Source organism: Mesorhizobium sp. P2_B5, assembly GCF_056404775.1.
Window position 1 is genome coordinate 963,686 of sequence record NZ_JBFUDJ010000002.1, and the last position, 17,600, is coordinate 981,285.

General features: G+C 63.3%; 10 protein-coding genes. 2 read left to right on the top strand and 8 right to left on the bottom strand.

Going from position 1 to position 17,600, the window contains the following annotated elements; all coding sequences use genetic code 11:
- Nucleotides 1-6 precede the first annotated feature (6 nt).
- Genes AC1D1N_RS11065 through AC1D1N_RS11095 form a run of 7 tightly spaced genes read right to left on the bottom strand, consistent with a single transcriptional unit; the run spans nucleotide 7 to nucleotide 5,191 of the window.
- Nucleotides 7-480: a hypothetical protein gene (locus AC1D1N_RS11065; protein ID WP_477348509.1), complete on the bottom strand. Its 474-nt coding sequence runs from the start codon at nucleotides 478-480 to the stop codon at nucleotides 7-9.
- Entirely contained in the window at nucleotides 467-1,825 is a 1,359-nt protein-coding gene (locus tag AC1D1N_RS11070; protein ID WP_477348511.1) for a FliI/YscN family ATPase, read from the bottom strand. Before AC1D1N_RS11070 ends, AC1D1N_RS11065 begins: the two co-directional genes overlap by 14 nt.
- Nucleotides 1,822-2,439 carry a type III secretion system stator protein SctL gene (sctL, locus tag AC1D1N_RS11075; RefSeq protein ID WP_477348512.1) on the bottom strand — a complete coding sequence of 206 codons (618 nt, stop codon included), beginning with the start codon at nucleotides 2,437-2,439 and terminating at the stop codon, nucleotides 1,822-1,824. Before sctL ends, AC1D1N_RS11070 begins: the two co-directional genes overlap by 4 nt.
- Nucleotides 2,436-3,050: a hypothetical protein gene (locus tag AC1D1N_RS11080; protein WP_477348514.1), complete on the bottom strand. Its 615-nt coding sequence runs from the start codon at nucleotides 3,048-3,050 to the stop codon at nucleotides 2,436-2,438. The genes sctL and AC1D1N_RS11080 overlap by 4 nt, the downstream gene beginning before the upstream one ends.
- Nucleotides 3,050-3,889 carry a type III secretion system inner membrane ring lipoprotein SctJ gene (sctJ, locus tag AC1D1N_RS11085; RefSeq protein ID WP_477348516.1) on the bottom strand — a complete coding sequence of 280 codons (840 nt, stop codon included), beginning with the start codon at nucleotides 3,887-3,889 and terminating at the stop codon, nucleotides 3,050-3,052. The genes AC1D1N_RS11080 and sctJ overlap by 1 nt, the downstream gene beginning before the upstream one ends.
- A 10-nt stretch (nucleotides 3,890-3,899) precedes the next feature.
- Nucleotides 3,900-4,514, bottom strand: coding sequence for a hypothetical protein (locus tag AC1D1N_RS11090; RefSeq protein WP_477348517.1), 615 nt, complete (start codon nucleotides 4,512-4,514; stop codon nucleotides 3,900-3,902).
- Nucleotides 4,515-4,531: 17 nt separating this feature from the next.
- Entirely contained in the window at nucleotides 4,532-5,191 is a 660-nt protein-coding gene (locus AC1D1N_RS11095; RefSeq protein ID WP_477348519.1) for a type III secretion protein, read from the bottom strand.
- Between the two features lie 295 nt (nucleotides 5,192-5,486).
- Here AC1D1N_RS11095 and AC1D1N_RS11100 point away from each other — a divergent pair, with 295 nt between their 5' ends.
- Both AC1D1N_RS11100 and AC1D1N_RS11105 read left to right on the top strand, forming a co-directional pair.
- Entirely contained in the window at nucleotides 5,487-6,104 is a 618-nt protein-coding gene (locus AC1D1N_RS11100) for a L,D-transpeptidase (RefSeq protein WP_477348521.1), read from the top strand.
- 3 nt (nucleotides 6,105-6,107) lie between these two features.
- The gene (locus tag AC1D1N_RS11105; RefSeq protein ID WP_477348523.1) at nucleotides 6,108-7,022 is read left to right on the top strand and encodes a LysR family transcriptional regulator; all 915 of its coding nucleotides are present in this window, start codon (nucleotides 6,108-6,110) and stop codon (nucleotides 7,020-7,022) included.
- A gap of 46 nt (nucleotides 7,023-7,068) precedes the next feature.
- Here the strand turns inward: AC1D1N_RS11105 and AC1D1N_RS11110 are convergent, their stop codons facing one another.
- A complete protein-coding gene (locus AC1D1N_RS11110) occupies nucleotides 7,069-17,559 on the bottom strand; it encodes a LysM peptidoglycan-binding domain-containing protein (protein ID WP_477348525.1) in 10,491 nt (3,496 codons plus the stop codon).
- Between the last annotated feature and the right edge of the window lie 41 nt (nucleotides 17,560-17,600).

Genomic DNA, 17,600 nt, shown 5'->3' on the forward strand with positions numbered 1-17,600 from the left:
AAGGACCTAGCGCGACGAACCACGTTCATCCTCCTCGGCGAGTTCCAGCAATGCGAGACGGCGACGCGCGCCGCGCCTCTCCAGGGCCTCCGTCAACCGGTCCAGTTTCGACACCGCCAGCTGGCGCGCATGATGGCGGCGGCGCGCTGCCGACAGTTCCGATGCCAGGCGGTCCCTGTCCGCATCCGCGGCCTTTTGCCGATCGCGCAATTCCTCGGTCCTGCCGGCAGCGGCCTCGAAGCGTCCCTGAAGCCCATGCAGGCTGGCGACCTTGACCGGCCGGCCAACGAGGGAACCGAACGCCGCATCCTCGGCATCGGCCGTTTGTTGCACATGCCGGCTGACCGCCGTGGAGGCATCCCGAGCGATCACAGCCGCCCTGCGCTCGGCGCCATGTCCCTTGATGACGTCCTGCAGCGCGCGGTCTTGCCTGCGGCGCCTGAGCTCGCGCAGTCGAACGATCATGTTATGGTCGGTCATTGACGATGTCCCGCATGCGTTGACGTGTGGCGTTGAAATTTTCCTGAGTGGCCGAGGGCTGGCGCAGGAAGGCGTTGATCGCTTCCATCTTGGCCACGGCCTCGTCCGCGATCGCATCGCTGCCCTTTTCATACTCACCGACACGCAGCAAAAGTTCGATGTCAGCATAGCGGGCAAGCAGCGCCCGCAGATGGCCCGCATCGGCGCGATGGGCCGGTTGCGTGACCGCTTCCATGAGGCGGCTGCGGCTGCGCAGCACGTCGATGGCGGGGAAATGGTTGCGCTGCGCCAGTTCGTTCGACAGGAACACATGGCCGTCGAGAAGGGCCTGGACCTCCTCCGCGACGGGATCGAGCGTGCCGTCGCCTTCCAGAAGGACGTTGTAGAGACCGGTGATCGAACCGACGCGGCCAGGGCCGGAGCGCTCGAGCAGGCGTGGCAAAACCGCAAACAGCGAGGATGGGAAGCCGCGGCGCGTCGGCGGCTCGCCCGACGCCAACCCGATCTCGCGCTGCGCACGGGCAAAGCGCGTGATGTTGTCCATTGCAAGCAGGACGTGCTTGCCCTGATCGCGAAAATATTCGGCAATGCTGGTCGCCACATAGGCCGCCTTGACGCGCTCGATTGCAGGCCTGTCGGACGTCGCCACCACAACGATCGCCCGCGCGCGCCCGTGCGGCCCGAGCTTGCGGTCGAGGAATTCGCGCACCTCGCGACCGCGCTCGCCGACAAGGGCAACCACGGACACATCTGCATCGGTGCCGCTGACGATGTCGGACAGGAGGTTCGACTTACCGACGCCGGGTTCACCGAAAATGCCGACGCGTTGGCCACGCGCGCAGGTCAGCAACCCGTCAAGCGCGCGGATGCCGAGCTGGATCGGCTCGGAGATCAGGCTGCGCTCCAGCGGCGATGGCGGATAGGCGTTGACGGCGTAGGTGCCGGTAATGCCTTCCGGCGAAAGCGGGGTGCCGTCCAACGGCTCGCCGAGCGGGCTGATGACGCGTCCAAGCAGGCCGGGACCGACGGGCACACGCTGGTCCTTTCCGGTCGCAAGCACTTCCGTCAGGTTCGACAGGCCGGCCACATCGCCAAGCGGAACCAGGATCGCCATGTCGTCGAAGAAGCCGACGATTTCGGCCTTGGCGATGGCTCCGGTCCTGGGGTCGGACAGTTCGCAGACCTCGCCGATGCGGGCTTCCTCGACGGTCGCATGGATGACCCAGCCGGTGACCCTGCGCACCCGCCCCTTGCGAGGCCGGCTGGCATCATCGCGCAGCACCGACCGCAGGTTCGGAATGATCGACGCCAGACGGCTGTCGCTCTCGGACACGGGCGCCGTCATGATGTCTGCGCCCTTGCGGCGATCGCGCCTTCTATGGCCCGCAATTGCCCGTCGATGCTTGCGTCGACGACGGCAAAGTCGGTCGACAAGGTGCAGGCGCCGGCGGCAAGGTTTTCATTCGTGTCGATCTCGACCGTCATGCCCAGCTGGCTGTCACGCAACACCGCGTCCAGTGCATCGCGCACCTTGTCCAGGGCGCCGGGGTGGATCTGGACCTTCAGATGTTTGCCTCTGCGCAGTTCGGCAACGGCTTGTTTGGCGGCTTGCGCCACAAGCGTGCCGACGTCGAATTCGCCAAGCACGCGCTCGACCACGCCAAGCGCCAGGCTAACGACCTCGTTTTGAATACCGCCGAGGTAGCGATCCACCTTGACTGCTGCCTCGCTTATCAGGCGGGCGGCTTCCTCCTCGCCTCGCGCCTTGCCGTCGTCATAGCCCTGCGCATATTCGGCCGCATAGGCGCGCCGCGAGGCCTCCCGCAATTGCTGCGCTTCACGCCGCGCATTCTCGACCAGGGCATAGCCCTCTCGCAGTTCGCGCGCCTCGGCCGCGCGCAGGATGCGGGCGTGGGGGCGTAGCGAAACCCCGCCGGAGGCCTTGTGCGGTTCGCTCATGGCACCATCGCTCGTCGCACAATGGCAGGCCCGGTCTTGACGAAGGCTTCGTCTGCCTTGTGGTCGATCAGCGGATGCGGCATGAGCTTCAAACGCACGCGCATGCCCATGTCGCCGGACAGCGACTGACACCAGCCGCCAAGGCAACGCAGGCCGTCCTCGTAAACGAGACCATGGACATCTTCCAGCGGCCCGGTCGGCCGCAGCGGCCCGGTCAGGTCGCGATTGGCGAGGGCAAAGGCATAGGCATCGGCTCCAAGCGCCGCCTGCAGGGCGGCGGCTTGTCGGCCGGCAATGACCGAGGCCAGACTGCCGGCCCAATAGATCGCACCGGACCGAAGCGCGATGTCCTCCAGCACCTCGCCGGAGGCAAGGGCGATGGCCCGGTCGATGTCATCGGCAGGCGGCGCGGTTTCCAGGGTCAGGCCGTAGCGCTCCATCAAAATTCCGGACAGCCGGCCATGCAGGCGTTCAGCACCAAGCATGTGCAGGCATGCGGCTTCGTCGATCGAACCGTCGAAGCACGGCACCAGCCGCGCCGCATCCGCGTAGGAGGCGGGATTGGACACGAATGCCTGCCAGCCAACACTCGGCGCCGGATCTTGCTGCATCACGTCCTCTTCAACGGGATTGCCGCGGGATCCAGCGCGTAGACCCCGGACGGGCGTCGGCGCCACTGCAGGTAGAAGAGCCGGGAGCCCAACGCCAGGATGACCGCCGCCATCCCGCAAAACAGCCACATGGCCGCGTTGAGGCTGTCCGGATGCAGCCAGATGCCGAGGAACGACGTGAGCCTTGGCTCGGTGACCGCCTCGGGCGCCGGCGCCGCCACCGGGATGAGCGTGACCGAGACATTGTCATAGGTCAGCCCGGCCACGCCCTTGGCCACCAGCATCTTGACCTGTGGGACGAGCTCGTTCATCGCAACCGATGCACGATGCCGGATGAAGACCGACGCCGATGAAGGGACCAGCTGTTGCCGCAGCGGGTCGTTTTCTGGCAGGACGAGGTGAACGCGCGCGGAAAGCACACCATCTATGTCGGAGATCGTCTGCGACAGTTCCTGGCTCAGGCCGTAGATCATCGTCGCCCGTTCCTCCACCGGCGACGAGACCAGCCCGCCTCGCTTGAACACATCGCCCAGCGTCTGAAATTCCTGTTTGGGCAAGCCGTTCTCATCGAGAATGGCCATGGCTTCGGCGAAGCGGCCTTTCTCCACCGAAACCGCCATCTTGCCGTCCTTGGCCGTTTCGCTTTGCGCCGCGATGCCATGGCGCATCAGCGTCGCCACGATCTCGTTTGCCTGCCTCTGGTTGAGTCCGGAATAGAGCTCCACCGAACATGCCTGAAGCAGAAGAATTGCGAGAAAGACGAGCGCGAAGCGGCCGCGCGCGACGCAACCGTTCAACAGTCTTGTCAACAGCGGTAAGGACAGGTTGGGCACGAACACTCCTTGACGCCTACTGTTGCTTGACGAGCGCATTGGTCGACGAGGTGGCGGCGGTGACGCTGCTCGTCACCAGTTCGAGATTGGCGGCCGCCCACATGACCGAGATGTATTTGTCGAGGAGTTCCTCGCTCGTCCCCGGATCGGTCGGATTGTCTGCCGCCCCGGTCGTCTGCTCGGGCGATTGCCCAGCCGTTGCTTTCGCGGACGAGGCCGGGTCTCCGAAGGCCTTCTGCATGCCCTGAAGCGGTCCTTTCAATGCGTTGACGGCCGCACCGAACATCTCGGATGGCCCTTTGAACGCCATGCCGCCTGCCTTTTCCGCCTCGGCTAGGTATTCAAACAGCTGTCGCTCAACGATCGGTTCGGCTCTTTCAGGATTGGAGGATTGCCCGGCCATGGCCGGGCTGGCGCCGGCCGATGCCTGCGCCACCTGCTGGCCCGGCTGCGCGGCGGCATCGCCACGCTCGGCCGCGCCGGCTTTGGCCGCTTCATGCTTTTCCTGCATGGCGCCGACCATGCGGTTGCCCTCCGGCGTCGCGGCGGCAATCGCTTGCTGCTGCGTGCCGGCGCTTGCGGCCAGGCTCGAAAGCGTGGCCTCCAGCGCTCCGATGGGTGCGATAGCCATGGGCTTGACCTCCTTCCTCAGTCGAACATGCCGGAAGGCACATCCACCACCTCGGCTTGCTTGCCGCCGCGAAAAACGCGGACTGATGTAACTTTCGCGGACTGCTGCTTGGGTTGCGGCGCGGCGGCCTGCCCGAGCGTCTGCTTTACCAGCGCGATGTAGGAAGGCGGACCCGATACCGAGGCGGCTTCGTCCTGCCTGGAGATCGTGACGGGAAACCTTGGGTCGAGCACGCCCAACCGCGAGAGCCGGTCCTGCGCTCCGGCCACCGCGTTCGCACTGAGGGGCAGTATCTCGGTGCGAATTTCGGCCTCGGTCGCGACGTTCATGACGATGCCGTCGAAATGCCAGACCAGGCCATAGCGGCTGCAGATCGCTTCGAAAAATGCGCGGGCTGAACTCTGCGGCATGCCGGCGCCCAGCCGCCCCTTTACCTCGGCGCTGACCCGCATGGGCATACCCATATTGCGCCCCAGTTCGACGAGCGCGTCCGACACGGACTGGTCGATGGCAATGTACTTGTAGGGCCCTGACGGCCAGTGCGGTTCGGCAGCGGCGGACCGGTCGGCAAGACCGAGCATCAGCAACAATGCCAGAATGCCTGTCCCGGCGGCCGCAGCCGCCGCCTTCAGGTCTAACCGGTCGATGTAGCGTCCAGTCGTCATCTGATCCTGCACGAGGCTTGCAATCGGCCATCATCCGCCACGTCGCTCGAAAGCGGCGCCTGATCATTCTATCGCGCGGACATGGACATTGGAAGTCCAATTGGAATGCGAGTATTAAATTCGTGCCAAATGTTGCGCAGAATCGGCAAAACGCTATGGTGTGGACCGAATCGGATGCAACCACCGACATCGCCGGCACGGACAGGCAAGAAGTACAGCTACAGGATCGGTCTTTGTGACAGGAAACAACGGTCCGCTTGCAAGACAGTCGGCCGGGTTCACCGCGCGAAGCCGCCGCCGGGCGGCGTTGGGCGGCGCATGGCTGATTGCCGGCACGATTGTGTCGGCACAAGCTCAATCGAATGGCGGCTACGATCCCAGAAGCTGGACCTACGACCAGGATAGAAGCCTGCTAGTATCGCCTGCCGCTCCTGACGAAGCGCCGGATGAAGGCCCGGCGCCGGCGCGCTCTGCGATCCCCAGGCAGGTCGTGGACTTCAACGAGCCTCAACCGAAGGGATCGATCGTGATCGACACCACGCAACGGCGTCTCTACTACCTGCTGGGGAACGGTAAGGCGCTGCGCTATGCGGTGGGCGTCGGCAGGCAAGGGCTGGAGTGGTCCGGCCGCGATACGATCTCCAGCAAGAGAGACTGGCCGGACTGGCGGCCGCCCGCCGAAATGCGGTCCAGGGAAGCTTCAAGGGGCCGCGTCTTGCCGGAACGCGTTGCCGGGGGGCCAAACAATCCATTGGGAGCGCGCGCCCTCTATATCGGCAACACTTTATACCGCGTTCACGGCACCAACCAGCCATGGACCGTCGGCCAGGCGAATTCTTCCGGATGCATCCGCATGACGAACGAAGATGTGATCGACCTCTATGACCGGGTAAAGATCGGCGCCCAGATCATTGTCCGGCATTGAACCTTGATCCCCTTTAACATCAAACAGCTCGAGACCTTTCTGCTGGTTGCGACCTTCGGCAGTTTTCGCAAGGCGGCCGACCGGCTGAACACGACGCAACCGGCTGTGTCGGCGCGCATAGCAAGCCTGGAGGATGCGCTTGGCGCCAGGCTGTTCGAGCGTCAGAGCAGCACGGTCAAACTGACTGCCGAAGGTCAACGTCTGCTGCCGCCCGCGCAACGCGTTTTGCGCGACGCGGAGCGCTTGCAGCTCGCCGCCAACGCGCTTTCCGAAACGGCGGGAGTGCTGAGGTTAGGCATGGCCGAATCGATCGTGCACACGTGGCTCTCGGACTTCCTGGGCGAGCTCAAAGAACACTACCCGCTTGTCGAGACCGATATCGTCGTCGACGCTACGACAACGCTGCGCAGCGAGCTGATGTCTCATCGCATCGATCTGGCGGTGCTGATGGGACCCGTGCTGGAGTACGGCATCGAGAATGTCGATCTGCCGTCCTTTCCGCTGGTATGGGTCTGCGCGCCAAACCTGAAGTTGCCGAAGTGCGGTCAACTGACCCTGAACGAGTTGATGCAGTTTCCAATCATCAGCTATGCCCGCAGCACGAGGCTCTACAGCGAAATCCATCGCAAGCTCAGCGGTGAAGTGGAACAGACGCCGCGCATCTTTCCCGCCAACTCACTCGCGGCGTCGATCAAGATGACGCTCAGCGGCATCGGCATCGCTTCATTGCCCGAACAAGTGGTGCGGGAGCACACCGCGGACGGCACATTGCGCATCGTCGACTGCGAATGGCATCCGTCCGATCTGCAATTTACCGCTTCTTATCCTTCGGAGCCCTCAAACTCCGTAGCCGAAAGGGCGGCTAATCTCGCCGCCTGCGTCGCCCGAAGGTACGCGGCACGAGCCGTGGAACCATAGTTGCCCGCCGCTTTGGGGATGCGGCGGGCGCTCTGTCCGCGGGCTATCAGACCGATCTGTCGGGCAGATAGATCCTGTCGCCCGAGAAGATCATATCCGGCGTCAGGATGTGATCCATGTTGAGCATCATTGTCTGTGCCACATCGACCGACTGGCTCCTGGCGATCAGGCGGATGGTGTCGCCGCTTTGCGCCTGGACCCAGCGATAGCCATCCTTCTCCAGCGTCGGATTCGTGCGGCCTTCGGAATCGCTTTTGCCTTGCGGCTCGACATAGTCGACTGCAATCAGGCCGCCACGCGGTTTCCTGCTTGTAGGGGGCGGCGATTGCGGTTGGGAGGACGTCGATTGAGGCGGCGCCGGTGGTGGTGCTGGCGGTTGGGAAGACGTTGTTTGGGGCGCCGGCGGCTGGGATGACGTAGGCGATGGTGGCGCCGGCGACTGGGACGTCGTCGGTTGCGGTGCCGGCGGTTGCGGTGTGGCAGGCTTGGTCTTCCAGGGCTCGCCATCGAGACTGTCCCAGGCAAACAGGATCATGCCGACGCCGAAGGTTATTCCGAGCGAGAGACGGTCGGCCCTCGCCCAGCGCTTGTCGGACTTGGCCCTTTCCTCGGACTCCTGCTGTGTCCTGGGAACCGGCTTGCGGTTCAGAATGTCGGTTCTGGCGGCTGACGCCCAGAACTCGCTGCAGCCGACGGTAAACAAGCCGCCCGCTACCCAGGCCAATGGGGAATCGAGGTTCTGGAATGTGTAGAAGGCCGATCCAAGCACATAGAGCGGTTCGCCGAGATGCTCGCCCGCATTTCGGAATACAGTCCGTCCTGTGAAGACTTGCAGGCCGGTCTTGGTGCCGAAGATGATATTGCCAAGACCATAGGTGCCGTTCACCCACAGATTGTCGCCGTGCAGGGCAGCGTTGACTGAGCCCGGCGCCGCAAAAACGAAGGTTACAGCGTTGATGGCGTTAAGCGTTCGTCCAAGCCGCGTGTTGCCTGCCGTGGCATTGGGAAACACTGCCTGTGCGCTGAAGACAAGGCCACGAACCCCAAAGGCCACGCCGGAAGCCGTTGCGGCCCATTGCGGCGGCAAGGCTTGCTGTATCCCGTAGGCTGTGCCGGCCATGCCACCGAACGTCGCGAGCAGTTGGCTGTTTTCCTTGAGCCGGGCATGGCCCAGAACTTCGTCGACCGCGGCGGCCTGTACAGGCGTCATGGTCTTCTTGTGGGTTGCCCGGAAAGTCGTCATGTGCAGCACGGAAAGCGCGTCGGTGTGCTCCGCGGACATCCACTCAAACTGTTCGGGCGTGAACTTGCGAAACAGGCCCGGGCTCATTTCCCCAAACAGTTTTGATGGCACTGCTTCGATCAGCGGTTGAGGGAAGGCTTCAATGTGGTCAAGCGGGAAATCACCCCATTGGGCCAAGGTCAGATGCGGGACTTGCTTTTCGGTCAGCCAGGGAACTTGACCGGGATCGAGCTTCTTCACGTCGATCGAGCCGACCTTGTCGTTGGGGATCGCTCGAACCATGGGCTCTGTAAATGAGCTCAAGCGACCGGACTTGCCCAGGTCCGCGAATTGCTTGGACGTGAAACCGGCGACCTGACCGGGTTTGAACCAGGCAATCCGGCTCGGATCCACCTTCGTCATATCGAAGAGGGCAACCTTGTCTCCCTTGATCTGCTGCCATTGCGGCTGCTTGAGGTGTGAGCTCAGACCGGTATTGATCAGATCCTGCGTCTGTTTGTCGGTAAGATTGCGGATATGGCCCTTGGTCAGCCAGGGAACCTGTTTTCCGACGAGACCAGCAATGTTGACCTCGGTTATCCTTGTCTCGGGGACGGCGCGCATCTGGACCTTGGTGACGTAAGGCAGCAAGCCGGCGCGATCCATGTCGGCCCACTGCGGTCCCGTCAGTTCCGCCACCTGCTCAGGTTTCAGCCAGGGAATCTGGTCCGGGCGAAAATCTCTCATGACAAGGTTCGGCACCTGGTCGAGCGGAACGGCATGGACGCCATTTCGGGTGAGCCCGTTGTTGGGCTGGCCCTTGTTTGCCGGCGCGGGCTGGCCGGGTTCCAGCAGAGGTTTGGTATCGCCGCTTGTGTAGTGGTCATACAGTTTGTCGGCCTGATTGCGATAAAACTCGGTGTAAGTTCCCTCGCTGGTGCTCGGCTGCTTGTCGCCGATCAGCTTTGCCATTTTTGCGATCGCCTGTGGCCGATCGATCTCACCGGACTTGTATCGGGCGAATATTTCGGCCATCGGCACATCGGCGGCGAGAATTGCAGCCGGCTTGCCGCCATTGGCGGCAAGCTCGTCGGCAACGACATATTGACCGAATGTCGCTTCGCCCTCGGCGTGCAGATTGGCTGGGACCACTGTATCGCCATAGGCTTTCCCGCTCTCAAAATTGCCCGGCGGAAGGTCGATCGCGGCACTGGCGGCGTGCTTTGCCTCGTGACTGAGCAGGTCGACGAATTCTGCAAGCACGGTGTTGCCGTCCGCATCGGCGGCGCGGAACGTTTCGGCGTCGACAAAGATGACGCCCAGATTGCTGTCGAATTGCGATCCGGTCGCCGTCACGTCCTCGCCAGTCCTGGCGTCGGAAATCCTGAGATCACGCCGCGCCGGGTTGACGATGCGCACGCCCCTGTCGTTGGCATCGCGCAGGAGGCCTATAAGCGTTGGCGACCTGCTGAGCTGATCCACCAGATTGTCCATGGTGACTTCCGGCATGCCGAGATCCTGATGCAGCGTGTCATTGAGCAGGCTCGCCGCCTCCTTGCGGTTTGCCGCGATCTCGGCCGGCGTCAGCGGCTTGGCCATGGGGTTGTCGAACAGCCCATGCAAGACCGGCCCGTTCTCTGGTAACACCGGCCTTGGCGCCGGATTGCCAGGAGTGGCGATGTCCCTGCCTGTTGGAGATGAAGGCAGTGTGTTTTGACGGGCATCGCCCTCGAACAACAGGTTGAGGTAATGGGCCTGCGTGGGCGTCAGTTCGCCCCGCGCCTGCTGATCCAATTGTTGCCGCAACGCTTTCCACGCCGCCTTGTTCATGCCAGCAGGCCGTCCGCCGGCAGTGGCGAGCTGGTCCGGATACGGCGCATTGCCGAGTTCCGGAAACACGTCCGATACGCGTTCGCCGGCAAGCCTGAGCTGGGGATTTGGAGAGGCCGCCGTCTCGCCGAGATAGGCATCGAGGTGCGCCAGGAAATCTGGTGTCACGCGCCCGCCCGAAGTCCCCAGCGCCGACAGGACCTTGTTTGCGCCTTCGCTGAATTGGGGGTGCGGACGCGCGGTCCGGTCATGGGAAACCAGGTCCTTCCTCACCGAGCCAGCCTCCGCCGTCAGCAGTGGCAATTGCGGAAGGCTCACGGACGCGCCGAAGCCGTAATCCGTCCGGTCCAGCCGGTTGACGGGGCCGGCGCCCGCCTCGCGTGGCACGCCCTGGAAGGCAACGCTGCCGCGCCAGGGCTCCTTGCCGCCCCCCAAAGGCGCAACGACGCTGAAGTTCCGGTAAAGGACACGATCGTCCATGCCGGGCACCTTGCCTTCGGCGCTGTAATGACTGGCGCCGCCTCGTGTGGCCTCTTCCCAGAACGAGGCCGCCTCGCGGCTGAGCGGGCCTTCCGGCCTCAGCGTGTAGCCCGGCCTGCCGCCCTCACCGCCAAGATAATAGAGCTTGCGCGCGACGAAGGCTCCGCCGACAGAGAAGCCGCCGATGGATACGGACAAGCCAAGGGCTTTTTCGCTCTGATACGTATTCTTCGTCAGCATCGGCGCCGCACCGACCCACTGACCGGCCGTTTCGTCGTAAGCGTAGTTCGGCCGGTAGCCATTGGCGAACAGTGTCTGACCCCGCGCATCGTCGGGATGGACAGGCAGCAGGAAGCCGGTGCCACTGGGACCGTTGTTCTTAAGGCTGAGTTCCCCATAGGCCTGGCGGCTTGGCAGCGGCACACTGATGCCGAACATCGATCCGCCGAGACCAAGCGTGTTGGTCGCCAGGCTGTTCAGCGCCGGCCCGCCAATAATGTTGGATTCATGCTCCTGCAGGAACCAGGAGACCGTCGCGCGGTCGGAGCGCCAGACCCCTTGCGCATCGGTGAAGAAGTTCGGAGACCGCCACGAGCTTGCGCTGTCGGCATCCCTCAATTGCTGCAGAAGGACAGGCACGGTGCTGTTGATTTCGGTCCCGGCCTTGGGCTTGCTGCCAGGCAGTGCGTCTGCCAGGGAATGCGCCAGCGACTGGACCACGGGATCGGCGGATTTCTGCTGGTTGGCGGCATAGGCGCGCATCTCTCGCCACAGATGCGGCGTCCACGTGGCGTGGCCGGACAGAACCTTCTCATTGTAGCGTCCTTCCGGCGAAAGCTTGCCGGCCGGGCTGAACGCCCTCCCCGGCTGCAGCCTGGGACCGTAAACCCACGTGCCGCCGGCATCGGCTGCAAGAACCTGCAGGAGCGCGTCGTGCTGCTCTGGCGTCACGGCCTTTCCGGGCTTGGTGGCGCGTCCCTTCAAAGCCGGAAGCGCGGCCTTTGCCGCGGCGACAAGGTTCGGATCGGTGGCGCCCGCCGCGGCCTCGACGTAATCGCGAACGACATCGCGGCCGGCATCGGTCCACCGGGCTTTTGCGGGCAGCGCTCCTGATGTCAGTAACTGCTCGCCGCCAGGCAAGCCGCCTTCGGACGACAGGCCAAGTCGGTCGATTACTTCGGCCGGCGACACTTGCGGCAGCTTGCCTTGCGCGCTGAACACCTGGAGGGTCGTCACGCCGTTCATCGAAAGCTGCCCGACCGGCTTCGAGCCGGTGAAGACGCTGTGTTGGTCCGCATCGAGTATTTCGGTCAAAGCATGATGCTGAGCCGGCGTCATTTCAGTGCCAGCCTCTGGCAGGCCCCTGCCCCCCAGTTGCAGCCTGGTCGTGGTCACGGCGTCGCGCAAAACCGAATCCGTCGAGCGCTCGAGCGAATGCAGGTAGTCGCCGACGAGTTCCACCTGCTCCGGTGTCCATGTCGATGCGGGCGTTGCCGTCTCGCCGGGCAGTTCCGGCAACGTCGCGGCAAGCGTTTCTCCCAGCGCCGAGCGGTTCGTGATCTCGGCATTGTCGGCCGGATCGAACGTATGGACTTCGCGCGCGGGCGTGTTGACCCGAAGCTGGCCATTGGGCGTCGTCATCGACAGGCGTTTGGCGCGCTCGACAGTCGACCCGGAACCAAGGTAACCGGCTTCCGTGACGTGTTCACCCGGCACGACGTCGCCGTGGACAATGTTTGCCTGCGGACCGGCAATGATGACTGTCGCTTCCAGATATTTGCCGTCCGCCTCGACATAGATGCGCTGTCCCGCAGCGACCCCTTCCGGAACCGGTCGCTGGTAGATGCTGTCGACCAGTTCGCCAAGCTTCGGATAGTCATAGCGGGGGGCGGTGTCGAGGTAACGCGTACCGATGCGCCGCAGGCCGGCTTTGATGGCGAGGAACGTCTGGCCCAGACTGAGCGGGTTTGACGAGAACCTGTTGATGACCGGCGTGCCGTCGGACCTGACGGGTCGGGGCTGCCCGGTGTCGGTCACGGCGTTCGTCTCCGCCTCTTGCCGCGTGACCGGTTCCGTTGTCCAGCGGCCATCGTCGCCGAGATAGAGAACCGGCAAGGAAGGGTCGAGCTCGACGGGAGCCGGCACCGGCTTCGCTGCGGCCTCGATTGCTTTGGTCTCGGGCAGGGCCGTCGTTCTTTGCCCCGCCGGCAGATTGAAGTCGGAAAGGGTCTCGCCAGTGTGGCGATTGCCTATCGTGTAGCGCATCAACGGTCTTGTAGCCTGCGTCGAACCGCTAGCGTCCGATGAGGCTGGGTCACCTGTGAAACTGCGGCTTTGCGGGTCCCAGATCAGAGGACGCTGCGTGTTTGCCAGCACCACTTCGCCCGGCACAACGATCGGGTCGCTATCGGCGGGTGCATCCCCCTCCGGCTTTGTCGATGACCGCGAGACTGGAACCAATGCCGTGCCAGGTTCGCCCGCTCCACCAGCATCGTCCCCGTCTTGGCGAATGACGGGAAACGCAGGGTCGTGGTAGACCAGTTCGCCTGTGTCCACAAACACGCCGTCTGCGTCGGCTTCCAGAAGTTTCATCGGTTTTCCCGAATGGCCTATGGCTGGCCCGGAAGTCCAGGATTCGGTGTAGTCGGGCGAGGCATCGGCATCGAAGCTGGCGGGATTCGCCTCTTCCCCTGTTCCCGGCCGGAATGTGCGCAGGCCTCTGATGCCCAGCCCCGTGCCGACAATGCCGGTGCCCGTACCGATGATGGCGTTGGCGAGTTGGAGGCCATTCATCTGGTTGCCATTGGCGGCAAGATCGAAGGCGGACGTAACCAGCAATGGAGTTCCGGCAATGACCGAGCCGACATCCAGGTGCCACGCCGTTTTGTTCAACAAGGCGCTCGACTGCATGTAGGTCTGCGTTTGTAGCGCCAGCGGCGAGCCCGCCCGGGTTGCGCCTATGCTGCCTCGAAAGGCCTGGAGCGCGTTCAATTCCTTTCCGGCCAGGCCGGCAGTGCGGACCAGGCTGGAGGCGACCGGCAAAACCGTGGTCACAACACCGGCAATATTGCCCAGCGAAGCTCCATCGTCCCATTCGCCGCCATGCGCCAGATAATTGACCTCCTTTACCAGCGCCCGGGCGCCCAGATATCCGGCGCCGGCATAGGCCACCGGGGCCGCAACCGGAGCCAACGGCGTGAACGACAGGATGGTCGCCGCGCCGGTGACGACACCAACCAGCGGATCGACAAGCCTGTCCATGACCGAAACGTTGCGCGCATTGACAACCTCAAGCGCTATATCGCCATCGGCTCCGGTCTTCATCTCCAGGCCTTTGGGAACAACCAGTTTGCCGCTCTCGGAAAACTGGTTGTTGTTGTCCTGGAAATCCGCCAGATCGTCGAATTTCTGGCCGGTGGCGTCGACATAGCGCGTGGCATCGCCATCACGCACGGCAATCAATGCGGTTTGCTGTGCCCCAACCGCAGAGTCGACATAGAAGATCGGCACAACGCGCACGGCGACCTTGTCGCCGCCAATGCCGCGAATCTCGTCCAGCACGCTGTCGCTTGCTTTGCGGCCTGCATCGGTCGAGCGATCGAAATTGAACGCCCTGCCCACAGTGGTCTCAAGCGTGTTGCCCGGTTGGTCTCGAAATGTGTTGTCGTAACCGCTGTTGAAAAGCTGCTTGAACTTCGGCTTGTAGATAACGTCGAGCGTTTGCTGCTGGTGCTTGTCCAGATAGGCCCTGTCCACGCTGCTGTTGCGCTCGACCAGAAGCGACGGATCGCTCAGCGAGAGCTCGTGGTATTCGTTGAAATCGTGAAGCACCCGGCGCAAATCACCGGCTTGCGCAATCTTGTTCTTCGTAGCCTCGAGCGACAGCTGGGCGACAGCCAACTCGGGGTCGACCCAGCGCCCGCTGGCATCGCCGTCGCTTGTGTCCAGATCGATCCAGACCGCCTTGCCGCTTTGCGTCAGCGCATCGAGGCCGGTCAAGCCGTAGGCTTGCGCAACCTCCGGGGACACCTTGATCGTATGTCCGTCGACATCGATCGTGACAGGCTGCGCGCCGTCGGTCAGGGTGCCGGCGGGCGCATCGACCGTGCCCGGCTTGTGCGGCTTGTTGACCTCGGCTTGCAGCGCGGTCAGCTTGGAATTCAGATCTGTAATGCTTTTGCCAAGCTGCCCGTCGAGCGTGCTGTTGAGGTCCTTGGCGGCCTGCGCTTCAGTGACTTTGACGGCCGTCAGACCGTTGGCCACGCATTGCTGCGCGTTTGAGCCGTCCCCTTGCAGAAGTTGCTGCCATTCCTTGTTGAGCGGACGGTCACGATAGTCGTTGCGGACGTTCTTGTTGTCCGGACGGTAGGTAAGGGCCTGCTCCGTCGTTCCCTCTTCGAAGTGGTTTACCACCCAAAGCTGGCCATCGCGAATCTCCAGGGTGGATCCCTGGTAGCGTCCGAGGTAGTCGCCGTTATAACGGCTCACTTTCTCGTTCGGGTCGAACTTCTGCTTGCCAAGATACTCGATGAGCAGTTTTTGCTCGAGAGCGTCCTGTCGCGCACCGACCTGCGCGGCGTTGTCGTGGGCGTCATAATAGTTCTGGTAGGCCTGCGCCAGATCCACTTGGCTGGCTGCCGCCGTCTGCATTGCCTTGAGGTCTTTGTATTGCTGGGAGTCCACGGCAACCCCGTTCAGGTCAGCCTCACCCAGCAGGGAATCGATCGTGAGCTTGTCGCCCTTGCTCAAATGCAGTCCGACTTCGGAAAACTGCTTGTCGATGGCGGCGTGGTCGGCAACCTGCTGAGCGTATGACGGTCCGGGCGGGGCGCCTTGTGCACTCGCGTACGTCGCATTCGGATTGGGCAGTGGGCCCAACTTGCTGTTGCCGGCAATGGCGTCGTTGAGCACACGTCCCGCATTTTCATACTCAGCACGCGCGCCTTGCGCGTTCTGCAGCAAAGTATTGGCTTTGGTGAGGCGATTCTGCGCCTCTGCTAGAGTTCCCTGCGGCTTTTGCACCTTCCATGACATACCCAAGGGGGCCAGACCCTTGTTCACCGTGGCTTGCGCGGCGGCAACCGCGCCCTTGTAGGCGGGATCGAGCATCTGCACGTTCAATTGTTCCTGCCGCTGAACGGCCAGGGCGCGCGTCTCGGTGACGCGCGACAGCGCTATATTCTCGGTGATGATGGCCTGGGCAACCTGAGGATCGACCCAGGTCCAGACTCCGTCGATCTTAAGCGGCGTCCATTTTCCGCCCGAAGGGGCATTGCCTATCGGCGGATCGCCAAACGGATCGACAATCCGGTGCTGGCCGTCGAATTTGGGGGTGGCGGGCTTGCCCAGACCGTATTTGTCGATCAGGGCCTGTTTGTCCCGTCCGGCCTTATCCGCCAGTTCGACCAGGCTCGGCAACGCCTCGCCGGCCAGGATGCCTTCGACGAGGGTCTTTACGACCTGTCCTTCCTTCGCCACCTCGGGGTCGCTGCTGTCCGGGTTCACCGCCAGAAGTGTGTTGGCCAAGGCTGCTTGCGTGCTTCCGGCCTTGATGTCCAGATCGGCGCCCGTGGTGGCGTTGTGCAGGGTCATGCTGCCGTCGGGCCTGGTGGTCAGCGTATAGCCATTGAAGGTGACCGTTACCGTCGTACGGCTGCCACTCGCGACAGTGACCTTTTCGCCCGGATGGATGACCGAATCGCCAGGTGAGCTGAAAAGCTGCGGGTTGGCACGCCGCAAATCGTCCACCGTGACGCCATATTGTTTCGCGATCGCGCCCAGACTGTCGCCCGATTTCACCTCGTACTCGATCGGCTTGCCGCCATTGATCTGCTCGGTGGTGGTGGTTGTTACCCGGCCATCCTTGTCGGTGACCGTCTTGACTTGCGTCCCGGCTTTCGGATCGACGACGGTGGTCGTCGTCTCGCCTGTCGCTATGGTGCGAACGGTCTCACGGGTCCTGCCATTGCCGTCGGACCATTGCGTGGTCTCCTTGCCGCCGGCATTGGTCACGACCGTGCGTTCGTCGTGCTGGATGTCATTGGTGTAGACGGTTTTGGCGCCGGTGTGCGCGTCGACGATTTCGACCGACTGGACGTCGCCATTGCCGCTCGTTGCCGCCACGCTCTTGACCTGATAGCCGGCCGCCTGCAACTCGGCGGTAATCTGTTCCGGCTTGAGATTGTTCTCCCGCGCGATCTGGTCGATGCTTTTCCCCGCGGCCAGGCCGTCCGTGATGATGCGCGTGCTGTCGCCGCCCGGCTTCTGCTTGGGAGCCAAGGTGGTCTTCGTTCCATCCGGACCGGTAACGGTGGTTACCGGAATGGACGGGCCGCCGCGCGGCGTCACCGTCTCCACCGACGCGCCGTTCGGCATCGATGTGCGCTCCGTTACCGTGCCCGTGCCGAGATCGTCCTCGTAGCGCGTCGTCACCGCGCCGGTGTCGGAATTGTAGCTGCTGGTCTCCTTGCGCCCGAGCCCGTCGCGCACCGGCGTCGAGGTCGCCGGCCCGCCGGTCTTTTCCTGCACGCTCGTATAGTAGCTGTCATGCTGGTAGTCGTAATACTGCGTGACGGTGCGACCAGTGCTGTCTTTTATGCTCGTGGTTCCAACGTCGCCGTTGCTGCTGACGGACACATCCATATGTCCGGACCTCAGCGCATCGATGACCTGGTCGGGCCTCATACCGCGCGCAGCGGCGATCTGGTCGATACTCTTGCCGCGCACGGCTTCATCGACGATGCCGCGCGCCGTTGCCGCGTCATCCTCAGGCTTGCCGACGCCAAGCTTGAGAGGAGCCATGGCGGTCGGCGCAAACTCGTTGCGCTGAGGAAAGATGTATGGCGTCAGCGCTGTGGAGGCGCGCACCGGCTGAAAGCCGTTTGTGGTCGCATTGGCGCGCGCCAGGTTGGTCACCGACGCCGCTTGCGCCTGAAGCCGGGCTGCCTCGATCGCGCTCGCAATCGCCTTTTGCAAATCGAGCAGGGTCCTGGCGAACGATATCATGGGGGCGACCTCCGGATTGCGTTGCCGGCGACAAGACAGCC